We start from the raw sequence: 24,699 nt of genomic DNA, 5'->3' as shown, positions 1-24,699 counted from the left end.
CGGCAGCGCTCCGCGAGCGTCGCCGCCCGAGCCGTCAAACCCGGCCTTTCCACGGCACCAGCACGCGTTCGAGGTAGCGCATCAGCAGGTCGAAGCAGAGCGCGAAGAAGCCGATCACGATGATCCCCATGATCACGACATCACTCGCCAGGAACTCCGCGGCGTTAAGCACCATGAAGCCGAGGCCGCTGGTCGACGCGACCATTTCGGCGGCCACCAGCGTGGTCCAGCCGACGCCGATACCGATCCGCATGCCGGTGAAAATCTCCGGCATCGCCGACTTCAGGATCACGTACAGCACCACTTGCGTGCGCGAGGCGCCCATCGAATACGCGGCGTGAATCTGTTCGATCGATACCGAGCGCACCCCGGCGCGCGCCGCGATGGCAAGCGGCGCGAAGATGGCGAGATAGATCAGCAGCACTTTCGAAAATTCGCCGATGCCGAACCAGATGATGATGAGCGGCAAATACGCGAGCGGCGGCAGGGGCCGGTAGAACTCGATCGGCGGATCGAAGGCGCCGCGCGCGAAACGCGACACGCCCATCATCACGCCGATCGGAATCGCGGTGACGCAGGCCAGCGCGAACGCGCCGAACACGCGCAAGAGGCTCACGCCTGTGTGCTGCGCGAGCGTCGAGTTGGCGAAGCCTTCGGTGGCGACGAAGATGAACTTCGCGTACACGGCCTGCGGCGACGGCAGGAACAGCGGCTTGATCCAGTGCAGGTTGGTCGCGGCGAACCAGAGGCCGAGAAACGCGGCCACGGTAATCAGACTCGTCACGACGCTGCTGCCCTGGCCCGGCACGCCGAAGGTGTCGCCGGGGCGAGCGGGTTTCTTCGCCAGCACGCGGGTTTTGCGGCCTGGCCGGCGGGGTGGTTCGATTGGTTCGATCGGCGCGTTGGTGTCCATCGGCGAGACCTCGTGCCGCAGAACGGCTTGTGCGGATTTGGAACTAAACATGCGCCACCCCGGCTTCGACGGCGTGCAGCTTCTCGTCGCCGTAAATGATGTTGAGGACCTGCTCGCGCATCGCGATGAAATCGGGACTCGATTTGATGGCGCGCGCGTCGCGCGTGTCGAGAAAACGGCGGTTGAAATCCAGTTCGTAGGTGTGCGTGATGCGCCCCGGCCGCGGCGACATCACGATCAGGCGGCTCGCCAGAAACAGCGCTTCCTCCACGCTGTGGGTGATGAAGAAATACATCTTGCCGGTCTTCTTCCAGACGTCGAGCAGCAGCTCCTGAATGGTCTCGCGGGTGAGGGCGTCGAGCGCGGCCATCGGTTCGTCCATCAGCAGCATGGCGGGGTCGCAGGTGAGCGCGCGGGCAATCCCCACGCGTTGCTGCATGCCGCCCGAGAGCTGATAGATCATGTGCTTGTGGAAGTCCTGCAGGCCCACCAGCGCGAGGTTACGCACGGCAATCTCACGGCGCTGAGCGCGCGGCACGCCTTGCAGCTTGAGGCCGAATTCGGCGTTGTCGATCACGTTGAGCCACGGCAGCAGCGCGTGCTTCTGGAACACCACGCCGCGATCCGCACCGGGGCCCGCAATCGGCTCGCCGCCCAGCAGCAGTTCGCCCTGGGTCGGCGCGATGAAGCCGGCCATCAACGACAGCAGCGTCGTCTTGCCGCAGCCGGACGCGCCCAGCGCCACCACGAAATCGCCCGGGCGGATGGTCAGGTTGATGTCGTCGAGCGCCCGTACGGTCTGGCCGGGCCGACGCCCCGGAAACGTCACGCTGACGTTCCTGATAGTCATGTTTTCCATATTGCCTCCTGAAACGCGTCAATCTCTGTTGAAGCCCAAGGCGACGTCACTTGAGTTTGGCCGCGGCTTCGGCATAAGCCGGCGTCACGAACTTCGAGTAGTCGGGCAGCACGGTGCCGATCTGCTTCTGGCTCTTCAGGAACTCCGAGGTGTCCTTGAGCGCCAGCGCCGCGCGGCTCGTTGCGCCGCCGCCGAGCCATTGCGCGGAGGCCTGCTCCTGCAGCGTCGGGAACGCATACAGCGACAGCGAGTCCGGCACGTCGGCAGGCGTGCCGCCGATCATCTTCGCGATCGCTGCGGCCTGCGGCGAGGTCGCGTTCCATTGCGCCGGATTGGCGCGGTATTGCTGGTCGGCGTCGGCAATGGCCTTGACGAGCTTCGCCATGAAGTCCTTATGCGCTTCGCCCCATTGACGGTCCACCGCGATGCCGTCGAAGGTCGGCTTGCCGAGTTTCGACAGATCGCCCGACGTGATCAGCACCTTGCCGCTTTTCTTCAGCTCGGCGAGCGCGGGATTCCACACGTAGGCCGCGTCGATATCGCCACGCTCCCAGGCCGCGACGATCTGGTTCGGCTGCATGTTCAGGATCTTCACGCTGGACGGATCGATGCCCCAGTGCTGCAGCGCGAACATGGTGTGATAGTGGGTCGTGGAGACGAACGGCACGCCGATGGTTTTGCCCTTCAGGTCGGTGGGTTTCGTGATGCCGGCGCCGTTGCGCACCACCATCGCCTCAGCCTGATTGATGTTGTCGAGAATCCAGAACAGTTGCAGATCGAGCCCCTGGCTGACCGCAGCCGCGAGCGGGCTCGACCCGATCACGCCGACCTTGACGTCGCCGGAAGCAAGCGCGGTCGCCACTTTCGCGCCCGACTCGAATTGCCGCCAGTTGATCTTGTAGCCGGTGGCTTTTTCGATCGAGCCGTTCGCGATGCCGACCACCCACGGATCGACGATCTGCTGATAGGCGATCGTGATTTCCTTGTCTTCGGCGTGGCTGGGCGTCGCCACGAGAGCCGCCGTGGCGGCGAACAGCAGCGACAGCACGCAGCGCGCCGTCCATTGGAACCAGGGCCTTGATGTCGAGTTTTTATGGCGTTTCATAATAGGTCTCAGAAGGTCTTGCCGATGGAGCAGGAAGATCGTGTGGCCACGACCGGTGCTTGTCCCGATCGCGTTGGACGGGGTGAGTCGAGTATCGTCAGTAAAAAATGGAGCAAGTTAGTGCCAGACGGCGGCGATCGTTGAGTCCACATCCGCCCGGCTCCCTGTCATTTGAGGAGGAAGCATGTCCAGCCGTACCGCGACAGCCCTATGGACGCAGCGTTTTCAGCGTCCGGGCGACTCGACCATGAGCCTGCAAGGGCAGATCCGGCGGATGCTGGTGGCCGCGATTCTGGACGGCCAGTTGCCGCCGCAGACCGCGCTGCCGTCGAGCCGCGAATTGGCCGATCAACTGAGTGTCGCGCGCAATACGGTCGTGCTGGCGTATCAGCAGCTGGTCGAGGAGGGCTATCTGATTTCGCGCGAGCGCAGCGGCCATTTCGTCAATCCGGCGATGCTGGAAGGGCGTCACGGTTTCACGCCGACGCAGACGGTCGCGACGAATGGGCACGAAGACGCGCATGCGCGGCCCGACTGGGCGCAGCGCGTGCAGCGGCCACCGTCGGCGCAGCGCAACATCGTCAAGCCGGGCAACTGGCAGAACTACGACTATCCCTTCATCTACGGACAATTCGACCAGACGCTGTTTCCCACCAACGACTGGCGGGAATGCTGCATGAAGGCGCTTTCTGTGATGGAGATCCGCAACTGGGCGCCCGATCTGATCGGTCGCGACGACGATACGTTGATCGAGCAGATTCGCACGCGCGTGCTGCCGCGGCGCGGCGTGTTCGCCATGCCGGACGAGATCGTCATCACGATCGGCTGTCAGCAGGCGCTTTATCTGATCGCGGATCTGCTGGCCCGCGAGCGCACCACCGTGGGTTTCGAAAACCCCGGCTATCCGGACGCGCGCAACATCTTCGAGAACCGCAACGCGCGGCTGGTGCCGCTGCCGGTCGATGCGGGCGGCGTGCGTCCCGTCGAAGATGCTCACCTGTTCGCGCAGTGCGACTACGTGTACGTGACGCCGAGCCATCAGTGCCCGACCACGGCGACCATGCCGATCGACCGCCGTCATGCGCTGCTGGAACTCGCGCAGCAGCACGATTTCGTGCTGATCGAAGACGACTACGAGAGCGAGAACAACTTCTCGGGCACGCCGCATCCGGCGCTCAAGAGCCTGGATACCGCCGATCGCGTGATCTATATCGGCAGTCTGTCGAAGACGTTCGCGCCGGGTTTGCGGCTGGGTTATATCGTCGGACCACGCGAACTGGTGCTGGAATTGCGCGCGCTGCGGCGGCTCATGGTGCGTCATCCGGCGGCCTATATTCAGCGCGCGTTCGCGACGTTTCTGTCGCTGGGTCATCACGATGCGCTGCTGAGGCGGCTGGCGTTTGCGTACCGCGAGCGTGCGTTGGCGCTGATGGCCGCGCTCGACGCGTATCTGCCCGAGGCCCGCTATCTGCCGGTGACGGGTGGCGCGTCATGCTGGGTGGAAGGACCGCTATGGCTCGACGCCGAACGTCTCGTCGCCGATGCCGAAGCGCACGGCATTCTGATCGAACGGGGCGACGTGTTCTTTATGGATGGGCTGGAGCAGAAGCATTGCTTCCGGATGGGCTTCTCGGCGATCAAGCTGGAGAAGATCGATGAGGGCGTGCGTTTGCTGGCCGGGTTAGTGCGTAAGCAGAAGCCCGCGGAAGAATGAAGCGGTGAAGCGGCCGGGACCGTATCGCGCGCGATACGCGAACCCGGCGGCGCGCCAACATACGCACAAGGCAGGTACAACGCAGGCATAACGCAGGCACGTGCCCGCAGTTTGCGCCTCACGCACCTCATCACACGCCCCACACCGCGTCAGAAGGTCTTGGCGAGTTCTCTAGCCGCTTCCTGAAGCCGCGGCACAAATTCCAGCGTCCGTGACAGCGGCGCGCGCGACACCGGCGCATGCACGGCGATCGCCGCGATACACGCACCGCTGTCATCCACCACCGGCGCCGCGACGCACACAATACCGGCCAGAAACTCTTCGTTATCGATCGCGATGCGCTTGTGCGCGGTGCGATCGAGTTCCGCCTCAAGCAACTCCGGATCGGTAATCGTGTTCTGCGTGAAGCGTTCGAGCTTCAGCGCGCGCACCAGCGCCGAGCGCTGTTCGCGCGGCAGCATGGACAACAGCAGCTTGCCGCTCGCGCTGCAATACGCGGGCACGTGCGAGCCTGGTTTGAGATCGAGGCGCAACGGCCAGGGCGCTTCCATGCGGTCGAGGTAGAGCACCTCGGTTTCATGCAGCATCGTCAGATTGCAGGTTTCGCCGAGATCGGCCACCAGCCGCGCGAGGATCGCGTGACGCAAGCGCCGCGTGCCCGGATGCATCACCACGCCCAACGCGAGTTGCGCGAGGCGCGGCCCGATCACATAGGCGTTCTTCTGCCCCGGTTCGCGGATCACCAGGCCGCCGGCCTCCAGCGAGGCGAGCATGCGATGCAACGACGCCTTGGGCAGCGCGACGTCTTGCGCGATGTCGGCGAGCGACACCGGGCCGTCGGTATTGACGAGGTGTTCGAGCAGCGCGAAGGCGCGCAGCGTCGGGGTATCCGCTTTGGTCATGCCTGCCGTTCCGGAAAATGGATCGGCGTCATTGTACCGTTCCGTTCCGGGCGGCCCGGCCTTCGCACGCGCGGTTTGCGCGGCGGCGGAAGCGTCGGCGGATACGTGGCCCGGATCGTACGGATCGCTCATCGGCAAGGCGTCAGCGGTCATGGTTCGCGTGCTCCATGGAGGTCGTGGCGGACAACAGCGGCGCGAGCTTCAGCGCCGCCTCCTTGAGCCGCGGCACGGTCTTCAGCAGATCGTTCAGACTCGCGCGCGCGGTGGGCGCGTGAATCGCCAGCGCCGCCAGCAGATGCGTGCCGCTCGCGTCGCGCACCGGCACCGCGACCGCCACCATGCCGCGCACCAGCTCTTCATTGTCGATCCCGATACCGCGCACCGCGAGCCGGTCGAGTTCCGCTTCCAGCAGATTCATCTCCGTCAGCGTGTTCTGGGTTTTGCGTTCGAGCGTCAGCCGCGCCAGCATCGCGCGACGTTCTACGGGCGGCATCTGCGCGAGGAACAGTTTGCCGCTGGCCGTGCAGTGCAGCGGCACGCGGGTGCCCGGTTGCAGATGCAGGCGCAACGGCTCGGCGGTTTCCACACGCTCCAGATACAGCACCGTGTCGCGGTCGAGCGCGGTCAGGTTGCAGGTCTCGCCGAGCGCATCCACCAGCGCGCGTAGCAGCGAGCGGCAGGCGCGCCCGAAGGTGTTGTTGGCCAGCGTGGTGAGCGCGAGTTGCGCCGCTTTCGGCCCCAGCGTGATGCCGCGATCCGTGCCGCGCGAGTCGGGCAGATGCGTGACATAGCCCTGCGCTTCGAGCGATTCGATCAGGCGCATCAAGGTGGCTTTGGGAATGTGCAGGCGCAGCGAAAGTTGCGACAGCGAATACGGCTGTCCCGCCGCCGCCAGTTGTTCGAGCACCGCCAATGCGCGCAACGCCCGTGAATCTTCGGTCAGGGGTTCGCTGCGAGGGGATGGGCAGTGTGCCTGCATACGCTTCCTTGCTGTCGATCGAGGAGTGCCCGGCGTCCGCGACCGTTGCGCAGCGGGGCGGTCATTGCGAAAACTGAAACAAAAAATCGTGTTTCTGTTTCACATGGGCCGATCTTAGCGGGAATTTCTTGAACAAGAAACCGGCTGAACATAAATTTCAACGAAACATACCGGTTTTTATAAAACGCTCGCAATTCAGGTTGCGTGATCGGAGACACGTCACATGGCAGATCGATTCGACTTCGTGGTCGTCGGCGCGGGTTCAGCGGGCTGCGTGCTCGCCAACCGGCTTTCCGAAGGCGGCCGCTACTCGGTGTGTTTACTCGAAGCCGGCCCCGCCGATCGCTTCATGTGGATTCATATCCCCATTGGTTATGGCAAGACGATGTTTCACCCGGTCTATAACTGGGGCTTCTATACCGATCCCGATCCGAACATGCACAATCGCCGGCTTTACTGGCCGCGCGGCCGCACGCTCGGCGGCAGCAGTTCGATTAACGGCCTGATCTATGTACGCGGCCAGAAAGACGATTACGACCAGTGGGCGCGGCTCGGCAATCGTGGCTGGAGCTGGAACGAATGTCTGCCGTATTTCAGGCGGCTGGAGCACAACGAACTCGGGGAAGGGCCGACGCGTGGCGTCGACGGGCCGTTGTGGGCCTCGACCATCAAGCAGCGGCATGAACTGGTCGACGCGTTTATCGCGGCGTCCAATTCGTTAGGCGTGGCAAGCGTCGACGATTTCAACACGGGCGATCAGGAAGGCGTCGGCTATTACCAGTTGACGACCCGGCGCGGCTTCCGCTGTTCCACGGCGGTGGCCTATCTGAAGCCTGCGCGGCAACGCAAAAACCTGCACGTCGAAACGGATGCGATGGCCTCGAAAATTCTGTTCGAGGGCACCCGCGCCTGTGGCGTGCAGTATCGGCAGCGCGGCGAACTGCGGGAAGTGCGCGCGAATCGCGAAGTGATCCTGACGGCCGGCGCGCTGCAGTCGCCACAGTTGCTGCAACTGTCAGGCGTGGGACCGGCCGCGCTGCTGCGCGAATTCGGTATTCCGGTGGTGGCCAATCGGGCGGGTGTCGGCGGCAATCTGCAGGACCATCTGCAGATCCGTCTGATCTATGAAGTCAGCAAGCCGATCACCACCAACGATCAACTGCGATCGTGGACGGGCCGCGCAAAAATGGGCCTGCAATGGGCGCTGCTGCGCAGTGGCCCGCTGGCCGTCGGCATTAACCAGGGCGGCATGTTCTGCCGCGCGTTGCCGCAGGAATCGCCAACGCCGGATATCCAGTTCCATTTCTCGACGCTATCGGCGGATTCGGCGGGCGGCAACGTTCACGCGTTTCCCGGCTGCACGTACTCGGTGTGCCAGTTGCGTCCCGAATCGCGCGGCGCGGTGCGGATTCGCAGTACCGATCCGCGTGAAGCGCCGTCGATCCAGCCGAATTATCTCGACACCGAGTTCGACCGTCGCACGACGATTGCCGGCGTGCGCTTTGCGCGTCGCGTCGCGGCAACCGAGCCGATGGCTGGTCTGATGAAGCGCGAAGTCCGGCCCGGCGCGGACGCGCAGACCGACGACGAATTGCTCGAGTTCTGCCGGGAATACGGACAGACAATTTTCCATCCGTCTGGTACAGCGAAGATGGGGACGGCCGGCGATCCGCTCGCGGTGGTCGACGAGCGTTTGCGCGTGTACGGCACGCAGGGCTTGCGCGTGGTGGACTGTTCGATCATGCCGACGCTGGTGTCGGGTAATACGAATGTGCCGATCGTGATGGTGGCGGAAAAAGCGTCGGACATGATTCTCGACGACGCGCGCGGCGTCGATCGCGGCGCGGCGGTGGCGCCCGCGGCGAAGGTGGCGGCTTAGAAGTTGGCAGGTGCAACACAGCAGATGCAACACAGCAGGTGCAAAACAACGCGGCCGAAACGCGCCGCGCAATGCAGTCGCGAGCCCGCCGTTTCACGAACGGCTCGCTGTCTGCCAACAACACCCCCGGAGGAGACAACTGGGGTTTTCGTCCGGCCGCCTGTGAGCACGAGTGCTGAACACAAGTGGCATGGCCGTCCATTGAGGAGCAACTGCTATGGCAATCGATCCCCGTACTATCCGGCGCGTGGCCTTCGCCAGTGTGATCGGCGCAACCGTCGAATGGTATGACTTTTTCCTGTACGGCGTGGTGGCCGGCATCGTCTTCAACAAGCTCTATTTCCCCGCCAGCGATCCGCTGGTGTCCACGCTGCTCGCGTATTCGACCTTCGCGGTCGGGTTCGTCACGCGGCCGCTGGGCGGCGTGCTGTTCGGCCACTTCGGCGACAAGATCGGCCGCAAGTCGGCGCTGATCCTGACGCTGATCATCATGGGGATTTCCACGGCCGGCGTCGCATTCGTGCCAACGTATGCGCAGATCGGTATCTGGGCGCCGATTCTGCTGTTGTCGCTGCGCGTATTGCAGGGTATTGGTCTCGGCGGCGAATGGGGCGGGGCGGTGCTGATGGCGTACGAATACGCGCCGCCTGAAAAGCGCGGGCTCTACGCGAGCTTGCCGCAGATCGGTCTGTCGATTGGCCTCTGTCTCGCGTCGGGGATGGTCGCGAGTCTGTCGCGCCTGCTGCCCGAAGCGGCGTTTCTGTCGTGGGGCTGGCGGATTGCGTTCGGCGCGTCGCTGGGGCTCGTGGTGATCGGCCTGTATATCCGCTCGAAAGTGATGGAAACGCCGGAATTTATGGCCCTCAAGCGCGGCGGACGGGAAGCCAGGATTCCGTTCATCGATATGATCACGCGCTATCGCAGCGAGGTGATGCTCGGCATGGGCGCACGGTATATCGACGGCGTGTTCTTCAATGTCTTCGCGGTGTTTTCGATCGGTTACCTGACGCAACACGTCGCGATGAGCCGAACCGATGCGTTGCTCGGCGTGATGATCGCGGCCGCTGTGATGTGTTTCTTCATTCCGCTGTTCGGCAGTCTGTCGGACCGGATCGGCCGCGCGAAGGTGTATTTCTGGGGTTCGCTGATTTGCGGCATCTCGGTGTTTCCGTCGTTCTGGCTGATCGAAATGCAGCCGGGCAACACGCTGCTGATCTGGACCGCGATCGTGATTCCGTTCGGCATTTTCTACGCGATGGTCTATGGTCCGGAGGCCGCGCTGTTCGCCGAACTGTTCGACGCGAAAGTCCGCTATACGGGTATCTCGTTCGTGTATCAGTTCTCGGGCATCTTCGCGAGCGGCCTCACGCCGATCATCGCGACGATCCTGATGCGGCTGAACGGCGGCAAGCCGTGGACGGTGTGCGCGTATGTGCTGTTCTCGGCGTTGGTGTCGGCGTTGTCGGCGCGTGCGATAGAGCGGCGGCGGGCGGGGGCGTTCGATTCGGTGGTGCACGCGCAGTAAGTCTTCACCGCCTTACTCGCGAAACGTTTTCGCGGTTTCCTCCGCCGCGTAGCGCAGATCGGGCACGAAGGCGAGCAGATCGTCGAGCGTGACGCGGCCCACCGGCGCCTGGACCGCAATCGCCGCGCACGCGCGATTGCGGTCCAGCATCACCGGCACGGCGATTGCAATCAGCCCTTGCAGATGCTCCTGATTGTTGATCGCGAGCAGGCGCCGCCGCGTGGTCGTCAACTCCTTGCGCAACGCGTCGCGATCGGTGATGGTCCGTTCCGAATAGCCGCGTAGCGGCAGCGTTTCAATCACACGTTCGCGTCGATCCTTCGGCAGAAAACTCAGCAGCAGTTTGCCGCTCGCCGAGCAATGCAGCGGCACATGCGAGCCCGGTTGCAAATGCATCCGCAACGGCCATTCGGTTTCCACGCGGTCCACGTAGACCACGTCGTTGCCGGACAGCATGGTCAGATTGCAGGTCTCGCCGATCTTCGCCACCAGCTGTTCGAGCAAAACGTGCCGCGCCGCAGCAGGCCCCGCGTGCATCAGCACGTTCACGGCCAGCATCCGCACGCGCGGCGAGCACTCGTACAGACGGTCGCCCGCGCCACGCGTGACGAGCCACGCGTCCATCAATTGCACGAGAATGCGGTGCACGGTCTGCTTGGGCAGGCCGAGCGCGTTGACGAGCTCCGTCATCGACAACGGGCCGCCCGCTTCGGCCAGCGTTTCGAGCACGCGAAACGCGCGCACCGCCGCTGCATTCGACTGATTCGACGTCGACATTCCGCTTCCTTGCCCACGTGGCTATAAGTCTGATTTTGCATCGGATTGAACGGTTTTCGGGACTGTGGAAAGTACCGAATTCCGCACTTTCCGATGCGCGCGAATGCGTTGCGACGCTTAGCGCGAAAAACGGGACTTCGGTCTGCGCGCCGGTGGCTAGATTGGTAGCACTGCAATCGAAACCGCTATCCGGAGCATACCGATATGAACGTCAGGGCCACAGGAGCCGAAATCGCGGGCGAACGCACGGACGGCGAAGCCGAACGTGTGGTTGCCGCACTCGTGGCGAAAGCGCGCGCGGCGCAGCGCGCTTTCGAAAGCGCGGGGCAGGAGGCGCTCGACACCGCTGCCGCCGCGGCAGCGTGGGCCATCATGGAGCCGCAGCGCAACCGCCAACTGGCCGACCTCTCGGTGCGCGACACCGGCCTCGGCAACGCGGACGACAAGTTCCGCAAGAACTATCGCAAGACGCTGGGTTTGCTACGCGATCTGCAAGGCGAGAAAACCACCGGCGTGATCGCGCGCGACGACGCCAGCGGGATCATCGAGATCGCTCGCGCAGTTGGTGTGGTGGCGGCGATCACGCCGTCGACCAATCCGGCCGCGACGCCGGCCAACAAGATCATCAACGCGCTCAAATGCGGCAATGCGGTCATCGTCGCGCCGTCGCCGAAGGGGTATTCGTCGTGCGCGCTGCTGATCGGGTTCATTCACGCGCAGTTCGCCAAAGCCGGGCTCGACCCCGATCTCGTGCAGATGCTGCCCGCGCCGATCAGCAAGGCCGCAACCGCCGCGCTAATGCGGCAGTGCGATCTGGTGGTCGCCACCGGTTCGCAGGCGAATGTGCGGATGGCGTATGCGAGCGGCACGCCCTCGTTCGGCGTGGGGGCGGGCAATGTCGCGTCGATCGTGACTGCCTCCGCGGATCTGCATGATGCGGCGCAAAAAATTCTGCGCTCGAAGACCTTCGACAACGCCACGAGTTGCTCATCCGAAAACAGCATCGTGATCGAAGAGGCCGTTTATCAGCCGATGCTGGCCGAACTGACTGCCTGTGGCGGCATCCTGCTCGACGCCGCGCAGAAAGCCCGCCTGCAGGCGGCGATGTGGGTTGACGGCAAGCTCTCCGAACACTGCACCGCGAAATCCGCCGAGGTCGTCGCCCGCGTGGCGGGTCTCGACGAGATCGCCGAGCGGCATCCCGCGTTTCTGATGGTGGAAGAGAGCGGCGCCGGCAGCGACTACCCGTTCTCCGGCGAAAAACTCTCGCCGGTGCTGACCGTCTATCGCGCGGCGAATTTCGGCGCCGCCGCCGACGTGGTGCGCGACATCTACGCCTACATGGGTGCCGGCCATTCGGTCGGCCTGCATTCGAGCGACGCGGCGCAAGCCGTGCAACTCGGTGTGAGCTTGCCGGTGGCGCGCGTGATCGTGAATCAGGCGCATTGCCTCGCGACCGGCGGCAATTTCGACAACGGCCTGCCGTTTTCACTGTCGATGGGCTGCGGCACGTGGGGCCGCAACAACTTCTCGGGCAACCTGGGTTTCCGCCACTACCTGAACACGACGCGGGTCGCGTACCCGATCGAAGAGCGCGTGCCGGATACGGACGACCTGCTCGGCGACTTCTTCGCGAGGTACGGTCGATGAACACGCCCGCCACGCTCCGCGCGCTGATCGACGAGCGCGCCGCGCAGTATCCCGACAAGCCTTTTCTGCTGGCCGCGCTCGACGACGAAGAAACGGTCGCCCCCGAGCGTCGTGCGACCGTGCTGACGTTCGGCGCATTGCGCGACGATTGCCGCGTGCTGGAGACGCGTTTCAGGGACGCCGGACTGCGGCCGGGCGACGTGATTTCGGTGTTCATGGGCAACGGCATCCAGACCGCGCGGCTGTTGCTTGCCGCGATGTACAGCGGGCTGGTGGCGAATCCGCTGAATCTGTTGTGCCAGCCGTCGCAGGTGCGCTACATCGTCGGGCACTCGGATACGCGGATGATCTTCGCCGCGCGCGACACGCACGCCACGATCGAAACGGCGCTCGCCGCTCTGCGCGCCGAAGGGCTAACGCGCGAGATCGCGTTGATTGAAACGGAACCGGACGATCCGGCGCCGCCGTTGCTGATGCGATGCGAGCCTGCGTTGGCGGAAACCGGAGCGCACAACGCTGCGCTGGCTGCGGCGTCGGCTTTGACTTCAGCTTCCACTCCGCTTGCGCCGCGCGGCGTCCCGCAACTTGCTACCGACGAACCCACCGACGCCTCGACTGAACCCGCCGCCAGCGAAGTCGCGTTGCTGATGTACACCTCAGGCACCACCGGCACGCCCAAAGGCGTGCTGCTGACCCACCGCAATCTGGTTGCGAACGCACGCAATATCACCGCCGAACATCGGCTGAACGCGGACGATCGCGTGCTCGCGTCGCTGCCGCTTTATCACATCAACGGTCTGGTGGTGACGCTGCTCGCGCCGCTGTTTCACGGCGGCTCGGCGGTGATGACGCCACGGTTTTCCGCACGCACCTTCTGGCGCGATGTCGCGTTGCATGCGTGTACGTGGATCAACGTGGTGCCGACCATCGTCGCCTATCTGCTCAACGCCGACGAAGCCTGCACCTACGATCTGGCCGCGCTGAAGTTTTGCCGCAGCGCGTCGGCGGCGTTGCCGGCCGACCATCATCGCGCGTTCGAGGCGCGCTTCGGCATCGGCGTGATCGAAACGATGGGGATGACCGAAACCGCCGCGCCAGTGTTCAGCAACCCGTACGAGATGGAGCGGCGGCGGGTGGGCAGCATCGGCCTGCCTTCGGGCGGCGAAGCGCGCGTGATCGATCGCGAGGGGCGAGACTGCGCCGCCGACGAATGCGGTGAGCTGATTCTGCGCGGCGAACAGGTGATGGGCGGCTACTACAAGCGCCCCGAAGAAACCGCCGCCGCGTTCACCGCCGATGGCTGGCTACGCACCGGCGACCTCGGTTATCGCGATGCGGACGGTTACTTCTACATCAACGGCCGCGCGAAGGAACTGATTATCAAGGGCGGCGAAAACATCGCACCGCGCGAGATCGACGAGGCGTTGCTGCGTCATCCGGGCGTGCTGGATGCCGCAGCGGTCGGCGTGCCCGATCCGGCGTATGGGCAGGACATCGTCGCCTTCGTGGTGCCGCGCCTGAACGACGGTCGCGCCGCGCCCGATCCGGCCGAACTTCGCGAGCACTGCCTGCGCGAACTGGGCCGCTACAAGACGCCGAAGGAATTCCGTTTCGTCGACGAATTGCCGCGTGGGCCGTCGGGCAAGGTGCAGCGATTGAAGCTGGTGCCCACGTGAGTGACGTTGAAGCAGGGGCGTTGAAGCAGGGGCGTCGAGCCACGCGGAAAAGTGCCGAAGGGCCAGAGAGCCGATGAACCGCGCACCGCATCGCGCCAGCAGTCGCAGCAGAACGGCAGCATCGAACGGCGGTTGATCGACACCGCTCTCGACACACAAAAGACAGCAACTACGTTGCATGGAGACAGCATGGAAACGCGCATCCGGCGTATCAAAACACGCCATATCATCCTGGCGGTCATGTGTCTGATGTACTTCATCTCATACATCGATCGTGTGAACATTGCCGTAGCCGGTCCGTTGATCCGTCATGAGATGGGCCTCACCACGGTTCAGCTTGGCCTGGTGTTCTCGGCCTTCGCGTATCCGTACGCGGCAATGCAGATCGTCGGCGGCTGGCTCGCCGACAAGTTCGGGCCGAAGCTGGTGCTGACCGTGCTGTCGCTGATCTGGGGCGTGGCCACGCTCGCCACCGGTTTCGCGGGCAGCGTGACCATGCTGGTGCTGATGCGCTTCGCGCTAGGCATCGGCGAAGGCGGTGCGTTTCCGACCGCCACCCGTGCATTTACCTACTGGATGCCGGTCTCGGAACGCGGCTTTGCGCAGGGCATCACGCACAGCTTCGCGCGCCTGGGCGGCGCCGTCACGCCGCCGCTCGTGCTCGCGGTGGTGGCCACCGGCGGCTGGCGCGATGCGTTCATCCTGCTCGGGATCGCCAGCCTCGCGTGGACGGTGCTGTACCTGTTCGTGTTCACGAACTCGCCGGAGCAGAACCGCCGCATCACGCCCGAAGAAACCAGCGAAATCGGCTACCACACCGGCGATTGCGACCGCGCGAAACACGCGGCGACGCCGTGGCGCAAACTGATTCGGCGCATGTGGCTCGTGACCTTCGTCGACTTCTGTTATGGCTGGCTGTTGTGGGTGTATCTGACCTGGCTGCCGTCGTATCTGCGCGAATCGCGCGGCTTCGATCTCAAGCAACTGGCGCTGTTCACCGCGTTGCCGCTGCTGGCGGGCGTGGTGGGCGATACGCTCGGCGGCGTGGTGTCGGACAAGCTGTTCAAGATCACCGGACGCCTGCGCTTTGCGCGCTGCGCGGTGCTGGTGGTCGGCATGGGCGGATCGCTGGTGTTTCTGGTGCCGATGGTGTCCGCCACGAATCCGCTCACCGCCGTGTGGTATCTGTCGGCGTCGTTCTTCTTCCTCGAAATTACCAATCCGGTGCTCTGGACTTTGCCGCTGGATATTGCCGGTAAGTACGCGGGCACGGCCGGCGGCATGATGAATACCGGCTTCGGCGTGGCGGGGATGATTTCGCCGGTCGTGTTCGGCTATCTGATCGAGAAGACCGGCAGCTACAACGTGCCGTTCACGATTTCGGCGGGGCTGCTCGCGGTCGGCGTGCTGGCTGCGTTGTTCATCGACACCAGCAAGACCGTCGAGGCCGACGAGGAACGCGAACGCGCCATCGGTGCGCCGCTCGATGGAATGCCCGCGTTTCTGCATGCGGGGCCGGCGGTGCGGCTGGAGCGGCACCACTTGCGCCGGCCGTTGCGGTGGTGGAAGTGAGGGCCGGGCGCGCGCTTACTCAACAGCCGGTTTAAGCGCCCGCAAACGCCAGATCAGACTCGACGTGTCGAACCGGTTGCCGCCCAGCGCCTGCACGTCGGCGTAAAACTGGTCGACGAGCGCGGTCACCGGCAGCGACGCGCCATTGCGTTTCGCTTCATCCAGACAGACGCCCAGATCCTTGCGCATCCAGTCGACGGCAAAACCGTAATCGAACTTGCCGTCGATCATGGTCTTGCCGCGGTTGTCCATCTGCCAGCTCGCCGCCGCGCCTTTGCCGATCACCTGCAGCACCAGCGGCATATCGAGGCCCGCGATCTGGCCGAAGTTGATCGCCTCCGCCAGTCCCTGCACCATGCCCGCAACGCAAATCTGGTTGACCATTTTCGCGAGCTGCCCCGCGCCGGCGGGGCCGATCAGCGTGACGGCCGCCGCGTAATGCGCGAGCACGGGCGATGCCTCGTCGAACACCTCCGCTTCGCCGCCGCACATGATCGTCAGCTTGCCGTTCTGCGCGCCGGCCTCGCCGCCGGAGACGGGTGCATCGATGAAATGCAGGCCTTGACCGCTCGCCAGTGCCGCGAGTTCACGCGCGACGTTCGCCGACGCGGTCGTGTGATCGACGAACGCGGTATTCGCCGCCATGCCGGCAAACGCGCCGTGCTCGCCGAGCACGACGCTGCGCAGATCGTCGTCGTTGCCGACGCAGGCGAGGATCAGCTCCGCGCCGTCGGCCGCTTCACGCGGCGTGCGTGCCGCGCGGCCGCCGTATTCGGCGACCCATTGATCCGCTTTCGACGCGGTGCGGTTGTACACGGTCACGTCGAAGCCGGCCTTCGCGAGATGGCCGGCCATCGGATAACCCATCACGCCGAGGCCGAGAAACGCGACGCGACGAATAGCAGGGCGGGAAGGGTGGGTGGCGGGATGGCTCATGGAGGGCTCCTTGAAGTGGCGTCGGAAAACGGCATCATGCCCGTTAAGACGCCGGAAGTGGCTAGAGCAGCTACGAAGACCTGGTGCGCCGCCCGGAAGATCCAGGCCGGGGGCTTCCCGTAAGCGGGTTTCGCGGCGCGCTGCCTTGCCCGAAGGTTTCCTGGAGAAAGGCAATGAACGTCACCAGCTTCGGCGGCAGGTGCGCGTCGGGCAGATGCACCAGATGGATGGGCCAGGTTTGCGCAGGCCAGTCGGGAAACAGACGAACGAGCCGGCCCGTGTCCAGATCTTCCTGCAGCATCATCTGAGGTTGGAAAATTATCCCCAATCCCGCGAGCGCGGCCTCGCGAAGCGCCAGACCACCATTCACGTCGAGGCGGCCTCGCACCGGGATCTGCTCCACGCCCTTGCCGTCGGGGCGTCGAAAACTCCATTCGCGTTCGGGACCGGTCGCGACCATAAAGGCTAGGCAGTTGTGCTGGGCGAGATCGGCGGGCACTTGTGGATGCCCATGGCGCGCCAAATAGGTCGGCGATGCGCAGGCAATGCGCGGCGAACAGGCCAGCGGTCGTGCGATCAAGCCCGAGTCGGGCAACACACCGGCGCGAATGGCGGCGTCGAAGCCGTCTTCCGCCAGATCGACAAAGCGGTCGTTGAGTGACAACTCGACCTGCACCTCCGGATAGCGGTCGAGGTAAGCGGCAAGCGCCGGGACGAGCACGCGCGTGCCATAGATCACAGGACAACTCACCCGCAGCCGGCCACGCGGTTTGCTCTGCATCTCGCGCGCGTCCAGTTCGGCGGAGTCCACCAGCGCCAGGATTTCGAGGCACCGCGCGTGATAGCGCTTGCCGAGTTCGGTCAGACTCTGACGCCGCGTGGTGCGATTCAGCAGCCGGCCTTTGAGGCGCCGCTCCAACTCGCGGATGTGGTTGCCGACCATGGTCGGCGTCATGCCGCTGCCTTCGGCCGCCGCGGTAAAGCTGCCGCATTCGACCACGCGCGCAAAAATGGTCATGCTGCTAAATCGATCCATTCGCAAGTCCTGTTAAGAGGTGCTCGAAGATAAGTCGGGTTTATCAACTTTAGTTAAAGAATAATACTGGCGTCCTTGCTTCACTCACAACCCGCTTGCAAGGAATTTTCAATGACTACGGCAGACATGAAGCTTCGGAATCAACGCGTCGTCCTGTTGGGCGGCACCTCGGGCATCGGCCTCGCCACGGCTCGTGCCGCGCTGGCCATGGGGGCCTCGGTGATCGTGGTTTCGTCGAGCGCTAAACGTGTTGCCGACGCCGTGAGCGAGCTTGGCGAGCGGGCCTCCGGATACGCGGTCGATTTGAGTGATCAGTCCGACGTGCGCGCTTTGTTCGAACAACTCGGGCCGTTCGATCATCTGGTCTACAGCGCAGGCGATGCGCTGCAAACCGGGCCGCTCGCCGGGATGGATCTCGACACGGTGCGGCGGGTTTTCGATGTGCGTGTATTCGGTGCCATTGCCGCCGTAAAACATGCCACGCCGTATCTGCGTCCCGGCGGCTCCGTGGTACTGACGGGCGGTGTCGCCAGCCTGCGGCCGCAGCGGGGTTGGGTGGCGCTTGCCGGTGCCTGTAGCGCCATGGAAGGCCTCGTGCGGGCCCTGGCGGTGGAGTTGGCGCCGGTTCGCGTCAATCTGGTGAGCCCGGGGCTGGTACGCACGCCGCTGTGGGCCCATTTGGCCGATGTTGACCGTGAGGCGCTTTTTGCTGCGAGTGGGGAAGCGATGCCGGTGGGGTATGTCGCCGAGGCCGACGATCTGGCGGGCGCTTATGTTTTTTTGATGACCAACCGTTATGCGACTGGGCAGACGGTCGTGGTGGACGGCGGCGGGGTGTTGGTCTGAGGGCGGTGCTGTTGGATTGATTTGTTTGCCTTTGCCGGTAGGGATCTTTGGGGGCTTTTGTCGGAGATTCTCTCCTGGCACAGATGCGTTAAACCTTCCGAGTGCTCGGGCGGAGTGGCGGACGGTCTCGAGTCCGTGTTGGTTCGGCCAGTTTCGGACGGTCGACCAAAGGTTCTGAAATGACGATAATTCGTGGTTACGAGGTGTGCCACATAACCAGCAGAGACATCCAACCAGGGCGAATTTAAAAGCAACATGGCCTTCTATCGAAAACTGGCGTTATATAGTGACCAGGAGATGCCTGCCAATGAAGAAATGGATGCGCGTCTTCTACGGCTGATCGGGCGAGCGCAGCCGAGGATTGGTTATATTCCCGCGACAAGCGATCCCGAGCGCATCTATTTTCGGCGCAAAGCCGAGTACTACGCCGGGATTGGCGCGAATTTGGCCGTGTACGTAGACCCGACTCAAGACACATCGGAAGCGGATTGGTCGTCTCTGCTGACATGCGACGCGATCCACCTCTCTGGCGGGAATACGTTTTCATTCTTATCCTGGTTGCAGCGACAAAGCGTACTGCCGCTTCTGGCTCGGTACGTTTCCGAAGGAGGGGTGCTGATCGGTGTAAGCGCGGGCGCTATCTTGATGACGCCGAGTGTGAATTCCGCATTGCTGTGTGGCGACGTTCGGGACGAACCGTTGACGAATGAAGCAGGACTCGGCCTTGTTGATTTCAACTTCTGGCCGCACTTCAATGCCGAATGTGTGACTCAGGAGCAGTCGAAGTTGTCCTGTACGATCCCGGAACTCTATGCTTGCCCGGATGGTTCGGGGATCGTCGTCGATGGCAAGGAAGTCGAGCTATTCGGACAGGTGCATCGTTACGATTTGGGAGTAGTTCGTCCTACTCCGCTCGAGGATTGAAGTCATCCCGTTGTTTCGCACGCACTGTGCGGGTGGCGCATGTTCGGCCCGGGAGCGGCCGTTTCCGGGAAGAGCGAACATCACCTCAGGGTCGAAACGGGAGGGCCGTTGTTCGTCTCGGTTCGGCCAGAAAGGGACTGTCGACGGAGCTACTCGATACTCGATTGGTCAAGTTTGCTGCAAGATATTGCGGACTCCATAAACAACGTCAGCGCGATATTGGGGGCCAACACTTGCCACACTATTTTCAGCAGGTCGCGTGCCGCAAGGTGAGCTTGATGTTGGGCCGGAACTGAAGATCTACCTTCATTTGCTCCGCCAATTGTCGATGTGACGTGCTTAAACATCGCATCCAGACTGGGCATTTTCCGAGGTTGCAAGCCCGCGCCCAGTGCGCCGCCAGCCGCCAGCCGCCAGCCGCCAATGACCCAATACAGCGATTCCCGTCGGCTTCAGTTTTGGGTAGGAGCATGTTGTTCAGTGCATCGCCATACCCGTACTGTTGCCCAGACTTCGCGCCTACGCAATGGATGTTGCGCCCGACAACCGGTGGCGTCTCGGCGAATAGCGTGCGCTGCGCAGCGTAGCCCGCAATTGCCCCGACCGCCGAAATATAGGTTTCGGCGTGGACACGGCGATTGCCCTTCAATCGCGGCTGAAGGTTTATTAGAAGATGACCCATTGCGAGACTGCACGCCATCTCATCTGGGGTATTTTTTAAGGGAAGTACGTTCGGCGTGGATTGCATCTGGTCTTCGATATCGGTTGGATATGATTTTTGGCGGCCCACAGTTCGTGGAATTCTATCGATTCAGGCCACGCACCCGGAATACGTTGTCGTCAATTTCCACGCGGCGTGCTGGGCTCTTTCAGCCACACCGTTCCCGTCGCCCGGCAAGACACGCTAACTCCTGAGTAACGCGTTGTCCTCGAGCGTGTCCGCGGGGACGGCGTCGCCAATGCGAGGCCACACGATCTCCACGTGTGCGTCCCAGTGACGCAGCGCCGTTACGCGCTCCTCATGGAAGACGAATTCGAACGTGACGTCAGGAAAATCGTCGCTACGAAATTGCAGGCCTTTGAGCGGCTTGAGAACCTCGGCAGGATCGCCCGGGGCGGAGAGCACGATATCGCCGTCCCGATTCAGTCTGACGCCGATCTTCGTGCCGAGAGGCGTCTCGTATGTCCCGACCAGCTTTGCGAGCACGTCTGCTTCAGGGCGTATAGCCAGACGGACAAACACCGCTTCGATCTGGTCAAGCTGTATTACCGCACGGTCGATGTCGCCGAGCGTGCTCGTCAGGAACGAAACCGACCATGCACCTTTTGCTTCGTCGTCACGGGTGTCGAAGCGGTCGTAATGGAAATGGATCAGAGGCAGGTCGGTATGTCGGAAACCGAACAGAAGCTGCGTGCCGTCCATGGTGATATTCATTTTGCCGTACGCCGGATGCTCGTACGAGCCAACGTAGTCGGCGAGATCGTGCGACGGGCGCGTATTCGAAACCGCTCGCGACCCGGAGCGTTCTCGCGCCTCGCGCATCGTGGCCTTGGCCTTTAAGCAAAGGTCGCGGAATCGCGCCGTCCAGTCGGTCGCCTCCAGGCCAAGCGCGCGACTATAGATGTCGAAGCCAATCGCGTTGCACAGCGGTGCGCAATGGTCGCCGATCACGAACACCGATACGCCGATCTTTTCGTTCGGCAGATAGGAAACCTGCGAATGAAACGCGCGCAGATTGCCGCCGTGACTCGCCAACAGATGGCCGCGAAACACCGACGTCATGCGTCCCATGCCGTAAATACTGTTCAATTCGGTGTCGAAACCGAGCAGGTCGCTCATGCCGTTTGGCCATGCCAAGCCGGGAACGAGCGTCGCTTTCAGAACGCTCGCGGGAATCAGCTGCTTGCCGTCGATCACACCGTCGTTCATCAGCATGATCGACCAGCGCGCGATGTCCTCCAGACTCGTGACGATGCTGCCTGCGGGGCTTCTCTCGTCGTCCTTGGGTGCAGGCGGTTGCCAGAATTCGTCGCTATCGCGTCGTTCGGAGAAGGGTAATGCGTAGTCACCTTCGGCCTTGGCATCACCATACGTGAACAGGGTTCGTTGCATGCCAAGCGGTGCCAAAATCTCGTCGCGCACGAATTGATCCCACGGCTTGCCGCTCATCAACTCGATAATATGGCCAACCGCTTCGTACATCATGTTGTTGTAGATCATCCGCGAACGGAGTGGCGCCACCGGCTTCATGAAGCGGATACGCTCGAACAGCTCTTTTGTCGAATAATCCGAGTCGTCCCAGATCATGTCGTAGCGCGGCACACCCGTTCTGTGTCCGAGCATGTCGCGCAACGTCACCGCGGCATCGAGCGATGGGTCGTAAAACCGCAGACTGGGTACTGCATTGCGAATCGGCTCATCGAAACTCAGCAGGCCACGTTCGACCAGCAAACCTGCGGCGATGGCAGTGAACAGTTTGGTGTTGGACGCGATAGGAAAGAGCGTCGAGGGCGTAAACGAAAGTAAGTTTGCGGCGTCGCGATAACCGTAGCCGCGCGTCAGCACGATCTGATCGTTTCTGACAACGCTCACGCCGACTCCCGGCGCATGCCAGTCACGTATTAAGGCTTGCATGTACTCATCGACATTTCCCAAATCCAAATCACGCGAATCGCTCAGCATCGAATTTCCTTTGAGTGGAGAGTGAAGCGTCAAAATGCGGACTGTATTGCAGGAACCCGCGACGGGGCCATTGCCGGCCAGTGATTCTAGTCGGGAAAATAAAGCAGCGGCGAATCATGCATCTCGTCGCGCGAGCAACGATTCATGCCGATTGCATGGGGTGGCGGCCGACGGCCAGAAGCGGCTGGTCGTGGCCGCGCCACCAATGTCCGCTCGCCGGGTGTTAGGTTAGCGCTAGCAATCTCAGCGCAAGATCGCCGACTCATTGCCGTAATCGGGTGACAGCGCCACGATGTGTTGCGATGTCGTAAAAGACAAACCCGGCACTCAGGCCGGGTTTCTATGGTCGCTACCGTTCTGGCAAATTTCGCTGCTATTGCATACCAGAAGAAACATAACTCACATCAGTGACAATTCCATTCGGATCGACTGTTACGGTCAGATCCCGCTTCGAGAACTTCAAATTAAAGGCTGAGCCGCTAGTCGTGTGGTATGAGTACACCAATGCCTGTTCATTCTTTTCCTTGGTGACCGGGTAGATAGCATAGCCGGCAGGCCTGCCCAGTAACTTGACAACTTCTTCGCGTGTCGTCTTGCCTTTGACGATTGCACTGCGCGTCGATTCGTCGAAGGTACTGGCATCGTCCTTGAACGAAGAGATAAAGACGTTAGACACCAGCCGGTCCTTCCAGAAGGCCAGTTCCAAAGAGCGAGCCGGTATCACGCCGGCTTCAAGTGGTGTGCCGCCTGTCGATGCATACGCATAAGACAACAGTGTTATATCCTCATCGTTCTTGGTGACCTTGCTCTCGCGAAACGGGCTGCCGTAGGTTGTCCGTGCCTCAGCGATGGTGGTTTTGCCATTTTGCAAGGCCATATCATCCGGACGTACAAAGTTCGTACCCGCACAACCGCTTAGCGCGCCGACCAGCGCTGCACCAAGGCAAATCATTCCAAACCTGTTCATTAAGTCCCCGTGGAAACGTAGAAGCAAATCAGTTTTTCGTCTTTCATGGAAGGCTATTTGTAATGTTATTGGCCTGTGCATCTTCTTCCCGTAATGAAATGTCGGCGGCATGGCGGAAAACTTTAGAAGATTTTTTTCATGAAAGACTGGAGGTCAGTCGCAGCCTTGCAAGGTCAAGGCTTCGATGCTATTTGCATGAAGTGGAATTCGGTCAACAAGTGACGGTCGATGCGATCAGCCAAATCGTCGACAATGAAACCCGGGTAACTCACGATGAAATGCAACACGAACGGATGCGCATGAACAGACGAAAGATTGTCTTGCGCGGCGCTCTGCCACAAGCTTGACTTTCAACCGCGTACCCGCGATCTCTGACAGCCTGAAAATTGGCTGCGTCAACGCAACGGCACGTTGCTAACATTCGCTCTCACGTAGCGATCAAAAGGAATGATCGATGGCAGACATATTCATCCGCGTGGCAGGCGACTCAGACAGAAGTGTACGTCGTTGAACGGGATGGCGCGTCGGTCGGAACGTTGTCGCTCGATCTGGACGGCGAAAGGCATTGGGGACCTCAAGAACCGATCGCCGGTTATGTGCCTGGACTGTGTGTGCGGAATGGTTTTAACGGACGTGGACTCGGCAGCTCCATGCATGACGAGGCGTTCGAACGTCGCTTAAACCCACGCAGCAGACCGTCCCGACCGATCTATCTGAGCGTTGGCTGCCGATATGGCGGCTTGCTCCATGGCGGATGCTCCCGGCGGTGCCTTGAGGCGTCCCGTCGTCGTATCCACCGCCGAGTCATGGTAGTGAAGCAGCGCGATACCGGTGCGTTCATCGAACCACCTGTGCCGTCCTGCAAAATGCAAGTAGTAGTTGGCGTTCGAAGGTGCGTGTCGGAACGGAATCTGCCCTACGTGAATGGCCAGCCACATCGCCACCTGGTCGACGTGCGTTTGCTTGCGGGCTCTTTTTAGCGGTTCGATGTTCTGCAACAGCCAGAGCGCCCAATATCGCCAAGCCGTGTCCACTTGCTCGACCAGATGTTTGGGGATGCCGTACATACCACCGTTGCAATTCCCCACGAACGTCAGATCCTGCTCGGCATGCTTCCTGGTGGACCCCACCAGTTCTCGCAGCGCTATTAGCGGCTTTCGCAACAGATGAATCATCGCCGGCCTGGACGCGTGGCCAGCCTGTTTGTCCGAAGACTCGTGAGCGGCGCGCTTGCCTCCATCGCTACTCGCCACGAGCCCCAATCCGCTCGAAGCATCGACTTCAATCAGCTGCGGTTCCTCGCGCAGTCCAGCAAGGCGGGCGACCTGTCGCAATACGGACAGCGGCGGGTTCGGACCGTCGACGACCTTGGCCGTCAGCTCCGCGTTGCTGAGATGAGGGCGTAGATCATCAAGAGCGATCATGTCGGTATCGAGCAGGACAACAATCGAAAAGTCGAGGTCTTTCAGATTGCCCAGCTGCGCCAGCTTATTGCAGTAACGACCGTCGCCGAACGGTTCGATCTCGTGCGTCGTGCAGCCCAGCTCTTCGAAGATACGCCTGGCTTCATCCGGCACGCTCTCCGTAAACTGGACGTGAATATCGGCCGGGTCGTCGCAGCTATGCCGACGCAGAGACAGCGCCAACTGATACCCCATGGAGGCGAACTTGGGGTGCCGGTCGACAACGAATGAAAACAACGTTTTCCGGACGTTGATGGGGCCGCGAGAATCGTGCGCTAAAGAGGGCATGGCGA

General features: G+C 62.3%; 21 protein-coding genes. 9 read left to right on the top strand and 12 right to left on the bottom strand.

Features of this window, described 5'->3' with window-relative positions:
• Window positions 1-34 precede the first annotated feature (34 nt).
• The 3 genes from HWY05_RS11060 to tauA are packed head-to-tail and all read right to left on the bottom strand — an operon-like array spanning window position 35 to window position 2,877.
• Window positions 35-964 carry an ABC transporter permease subunit gene (locus tag HWY05_RS11060; protein ID WP_156126596.1) on the bottom strand — a complete coding sequence of 310 codons (930 nt, stop codon included), beginning with the start codon at window positions 962-964 and terminating at the stop codon, window positions 35-37.
• The gene (locus tag HWY05_RS11055) at window positions 957-1,772 is read right to left on the bottom strand and encodes a taurine ABC transporter ATP-binding protein (RefSeq protein ID WP_176058336.1); all 816 of its coding nucleotides are present in this window, start codon (window positions 1,770-1,772) and stop codon (window positions 957-959) included. The genes HWY05_RS11060 and HWY05_RS11055 overlap by 8 nt, the downstream gene beginning before the upstream one ends.
• Before the next feature lie 46 nt (window positions 1,773-1,818).
• Window positions 1,819-2,877, bottom strand: coding sequence for a taurine ABC transporter substrate-binding protein (gene tauA / locus HWY05_RS11050; protein ID WP_176058335.1), 1,059 nt, complete (start codon window positions 2,875-2,877; stop codon window positions 1,819-1,821).
• A gap of 184 nt (window positions 2,878-3,061) precedes the next feature.
• On the opposite strand from tauA, the gene HWY05_RS11045 reads away from it, so the two are divergent.
• Window positions 3,062-4,591, top strand: a complete 1,530-nt coding sequence (locus tag HWY05_RS11045; RefSeq protein ID WP_035549742.1) for a PLP-dependent aminotransferase family protein — start codon at window positions 3,062-3,064, stop codon at window positions 4,589-4,591.
• A gap of 149 nt (window positions 4,592-4,740) precedes the next feature.
• On the opposite strand, the gene HWY05_RS11040 is transcribed toward HWY05_RS11045, so the two are convergent.
• Together HWY05_RS11040 and HWY05_RS11035 are read right to left on the bottom strand one after the other, a co-directional pair.
• The gene (locus HWY05_RS11040; protein ID WP_035561669.1) at window positions 4,741-5,493 is read right to left on the bottom strand and encodes an IclR family transcriptional regulator; all 753 of its coding nucleotides are present in this window, start codon (window positions 5,491-5,493) and stop codon (window positions 4,741-4,743) included.
• Between the two features lie 142 nt (window positions 5,494-5,635).
• Window positions 5,636-6,472: an IclR family transcriptional regulator gene (locus HWY05_RS11035; RefSeq protein ID WP_035549744.1), complete on the bottom strand. Its 837-nt coding sequence runs from the start codon at window positions 6,470-6,472 to the stop codon at window positions 5,636-5,638.
• 223 nt (window positions 6,473-6,695) lie between these two features.
• On the opposite strand from HWY05_RS11035, the gene HWY05_RS11030 reads away from it, so the two are divergent.
• Window positions 6,696-8,351: a choline dehydrogenase gene (locus tag HWY05_RS11030; protein ID WP_176058334.1), complete on the top strand. Its 1,656-nt coding sequence runs from the start codon at window positions 6,696-6,698 to the stop codon at window positions 8,349-8,351.
• A gap of 217 nt (window positions 8,352-8,568) precedes the next feature.
• On the top strand, window positions 8,569-9,876 hold the full coding sequence (locus HWY05_RS11025; RefSeq protein WP_035549751.1) for an MFS transporter: 1,308 nt from the start codon (window positions 8,569-8,571) through the stop codon (window positions 9,874-9,876).
• A 12-nt stretch (window positions 9,877-9,888) separates the two neighbouring features.
• Here the strand turns inward: HWY05_RS11025 and HWY05_RS11020 are convergent, their stop codons facing one another.
• Window positions 9,889-10,653 carry an IclR family transcriptional regulator gene (locus HWY05_RS11020; RefSeq protein ID WP_035549754.1) on the bottom strand — a complete coding sequence of 255 codons (765 nt, stop codon included), beginning with the start codon at window positions 10,651-10,653 and terminating at the stop codon, window positions 9,889-9,891.
• Between the two features lie 204 nt (window positions 10,654-10,857).
• Between HWY05_RS11020 and HWY05_RS11015 the strand changes: the two genes are divergently transcribed.
• From HWY05_RS11015 to HWY05_RS11005, 3 genes are all read left to right on the top strand, one after another.
• Window positions 10,858-12,303: an aldehyde dehydrogenase family protein gene (locus HWY05_RS11015; RefSeq protein WP_176058333.1), complete on the top strand. Its 1,446-nt coding sequence runs from the start codon at window positions 10,858-10,860 to the stop codon at window positions 12,301-12,303.
• Window positions 12,300-13,979: an AMP-binding protein gene (locus HWY05_RS11010; protein WP_176058332.1), complete on the top strand. Its 1,680-nt coding sequence runs from the start codon at window positions 12,300-12,302 to the stop codon at window positions 13,977-13,979. Before HWY05_RS11015 ends, HWY05_RS11010 begins: the two co-directional genes overlap by 4 nt.
• 189 nt (window positions 13,980-14,168) lie before the next feature.
• Window positions 14,169-15,551 (top strand): MFS transporter, encoded by a 1,383-nt coding sequence (locus tag HWY05_RS11005; RefSeq protein ID WP_035561673.1) that lies wholly within the window; start codon window positions 14,169-14,171, stop codon window positions 15,549-15,551.
• 15 nt (window positions 15,552-15,566) lie between these two features.
• Here the strand turns inward: HWY05_RS11005 and HWY05_RS11000 are convergent, their stop codons facing one another.
• Both HWY05_RS11000 and HWY05_RS10995 read right to left on the bottom strand, forming a co-directional pair.
• A complete protein-coding gene (locus HWY05_RS11000; protein WP_176058331.1) occupies window positions 15,567-16,487 on the bottom strand; it encodes an NAD(P)-dependent oxidoreductase in 921 nt (306 codons plus the stop codon).
• A gap of 70 nt (window positions 16,488-16,557) precedes the next feature.
• On the bottom strand, window positions 16,558-17,505 hold the full coding sequence (locus HWY05_RS10995) for a LysR family transcriptional regulator (protein ID WP_347880806.1): 948 nt from the start codon (window positions 17,503-17,505) through the stop codon (window positions 16,558-16,560).
• A gap of 129 nt (window positions 17,506-17,634) precedes the next feature.
• Here HWY05_RS10995 and HWY05_RS10990 point away from each other — a divergent pair, with 129 nt between their 5' ends.
• Window positions 17,635-18,369: an SDR family oxidoreductase gene (locus HWY05_RS10990; RefSeq protein WP_244146578.1), complete on the top strand. Its 735-nt coding sequence runs from the start codon at window positions 17,635-17,637 to the stop codon at window positions 18,367-18,369.
• A 255-nt stretch (window positions 18,370-18,624) separates the two neighbouring features.
• The gene (locus HWY05_RS10985; RefSeq protein WP_051980489.1) at window positions 18,625-19,293 is read left to right on the top strand and encodes a Type 1 glutamine amidotransferase-like domain-containing protein; all 669 of its coding nucleotides are present in this window, start codon (window positions 18,625-18,627) and stop codon (window positions 19,291-19,293) included.
• A gap of 247 nt (window positions 19,294-19,540) precedes the next feature.
• Here HWY05_RS10985 and HWY05_RS10980 read toward each other — a convergent pair whose 3' ends face one another.
• From HWY05_RS10980 to HWY05_RS10970, 3 genes are all read right to left on the bottom strand, one after another.
• On the bottom strand, window positions 19,541-20,041 hold the full coding sequence (locus tag HWY05_RS10980) for a hypothetical protein (RefSeq protein WP_176058329.1): 501 nt from the start codon (window positions 20,039-20,041) through the stop codon (window positions 19,541-19,543).
• A gap of 156 nt (window positions 20,042-20,197) precedes the next feature.
• Complete coding sequence (locus tag HWY05_RS10975) at window positions 20,198-21,976, bottom strand: serine hydrolase (protein ID WP_176058328.1); 1,779 nt, start codon at window positions 21,974-21,976, stop codon at window positions 20,198-20,200.
• Window positions 21,977-22,349: 373 nt separating this feature from the next.
• On the bottom strand, window positions 22,350-22,943 hold the full coding sequence (locus HWY05_RS10970) for a hypothetical protein (protein WP_156126599.1): 594 nt from the start codon (window positions 22,941-22,943) through the stop codon (window positions 22,350-22,352).
• Window positions 22,944-23,005: 62 nt separating this feature from the next.
• Here HWY05_RS10970 and HWY05_RS10965 point away from each other — a divergent pair, with 62 nt between their 5' ends.
• Window positions 23,006-23,290: a hypothetical protein gene (locus HWY05_RS10965; protein WP_176058327.1), complete on the top strand. Its 285-nt coding sequence runs from the start codon at window positions 23,006-23,008 to the stop codon at window positions 23,288-23,290.
• 330 nt (window positions 23,291-23,620) lie between these two features.
• Here the strand turns inward: HWY05_RS10965 and HWY05_RS10960 are convergent, their stop codons facing one another.
• Window positions 23,621-24,694: a hypothetical protein gene (locus HWY05_RS10960; protein WP_176058326.1), complete on the bottom strand. Its 1,074-nt coding sequence runs from the start codon at window positions 24,692-24,694 to the stop codon at window positions 23,621-23,623.
• Window positions 24,695-24,699: the final 5 nt, after the last annotated feature.

The sequence above is a fragment of the Paraburkholderia sp. BCC1876 genome (genome assembly GCF_902833695.1).
Lineage (GTDB): Bacteria > Pseudomonadota > Gammaproteobacteria > Burkholderiales > Burkholderiaceae > Paraburkholderia.
Note: the sequence above shows the minus strand (reverse complement) of the source record. Positions and strands in the feature narration are given on the sequence as shown.

What these genes read in the sequence shown, in the direction of transcription:
- HWY05_RS11000 (WP_176058331.1), bottom strand. Translation starts at nt 16,487, where the DNA reads ATGAGCCATCCCGCCACCCACCCTTCCCGCCCTGCTATTCGTCGCGTC.
- HWY05_RS11055 (WP_176058336.1), bottom strand. Translation starts at nt 1,772, where the DNA reads ATGGAAAACATGACTATCAGGAACGTCAGCGTGACGTTTCCGGGGCGT.
- HWY05_RS10980 (WP_176058329.1), bottom strand. Translation starts at nt 20,041, where the DNA reads ATGCAATCCACGCCGAACGTACTTCCCTTAAAAAATACCCCAGATGAG.
- HWY05_RS11020 (WP_035549754.1), bottom strand. Translation starts at nt 10,653, where the DNA reads ATGTCGACGTCGAATCAGTCGAATGCAGCGGCGGTGCGCGCGTTTCGC.
- HWY05_RS10960 (WP_176058326.1), bottom strand. Translation starts at nt 24,694, where the DNA reads ATGCCCTCTTTAGCGCACGATTCTCGCGGCCCCATCAACGTCCGGAAA.
- HWY05_RS11060 (WP_156126596.1), bottom strand. Translation starts at nt 964, where the DNA reads ATGTTTAGTTCCAAATCCGCACAAGCCGTTCTGCGGCACGAGGTCTCG.
- HWY05_RS10975 (WP_176058328.1), bottom strand. Translation starts at nt 21,976, where the DNA reads ATGCTGAGCGATTCGCGTGATTTGGATTTGGGAAATGTCGATGAGTAC.
- tauA (WP_176058335.1), bottom strand. Translation starts at nt 2,877, where the DNA reads ATGAAACGCCATAAAAACTCGACATCAAGGCCCTGGTTCCAATGGACG.
- HWY05_RS10990 (WP_244146578.1), top strand. Translation starts at nt 17,635, where the DNA reads ATGACTACGGCAGACATGAAGCTTCGGAATCAACGCGTCGTCCTGTTG.
- HWY05_RS11015 (WP_176058333.1), top strand. Translation starts at nt 10,858, where the DNA reads ATGAACGTCAGGGCCACAGGAGCCGAAATCGCGGGCGAACGCACGGAC.
- HWY05_RS11025 (WP_035549751.1), top strand. Translation starts at nt 8,569, where the DNA reads ATGGCAATCGATCCCCGTACTATCCGGCGCGTGGCCTTCGCCAGTGTG.
- HWY05_RS11040 (WP_035561669.1), bottom strand. Translation starts at nt 5,493, where the DNA reads ATGACCAAAGCGGATACCCCGACGCTGCGCGCCTTCGCGCTGCTCGAA.
- HWY05_RS10970 (WP_156126599.1), bottom strand. Translation starts at nt 22,943, where the DNA reads ATGAACAGGTTTGGAATGATTTGCCTTGGTGCAGCGCTGGTCGGCGCG.
- HWY05_RS11005 (WP_035561673.1), top strand. Translation starts at nt 14,169, where the DNA reads ATGGAAACGCGCATCCGGCGTATCAAAACACGCCATATCATCCTGGCG.
- HWY05_RS11010 (WP_176058332.1), top strand. Translation starts at nt 12,300, where the DNA reads ATGAACACGCCCGCCACGCTCCGCGCGCTGATCGACGAGCGCGCCGCG.
- HWY05_RS10965 (WP_176058327.1), top strand. Translation starts at nt 23,006, where the DNA reads ATGTTATTGGCCTGTGCATCTTCTTCCCGTAATGAAATGTCGGCGGCA.
- HWY05_RS11035 (WP_035549744.1), bottom strand. Translation starts at nt 6,472, where the DNA reads ATGCAGGCACACTGCCCATCCCCTCGCAGCGAACCCCTGACCGAAGAT.
- HWY05_RS10985 (WP_051980489.1), top strand. Translation starts at nt 18,625, where the DNA reads ATGGCCTTCTATCGAAAACTGGCGTTATATAGTGACCAGGAGATGCCT.
- HWY05_RS11030 (WP_176058334.1), top strand. Translation starts at nt 6,696, where the DNA reads ATGGCAGATCGATTCGACTTCGTGGTCGTCGGCGCGGGTTCAGCGGGC.
- HWY05_RS10995 (WP_347880806.1), bottom strand. Translation starts at nt 17,505, where the DNA reads ATGACCATTTTTGCGCGCGTGGTCGAATGCGGCAGCTTTACCGCGGCG.
- HWY05_RS11045 (WP_035549742.1), top strand. Translation starts at nt 3,062, where the DNA reads ATGTCCAGCCGTACCGCGACAGCCCTATGGACGCAGCGTTTTCAGCGT.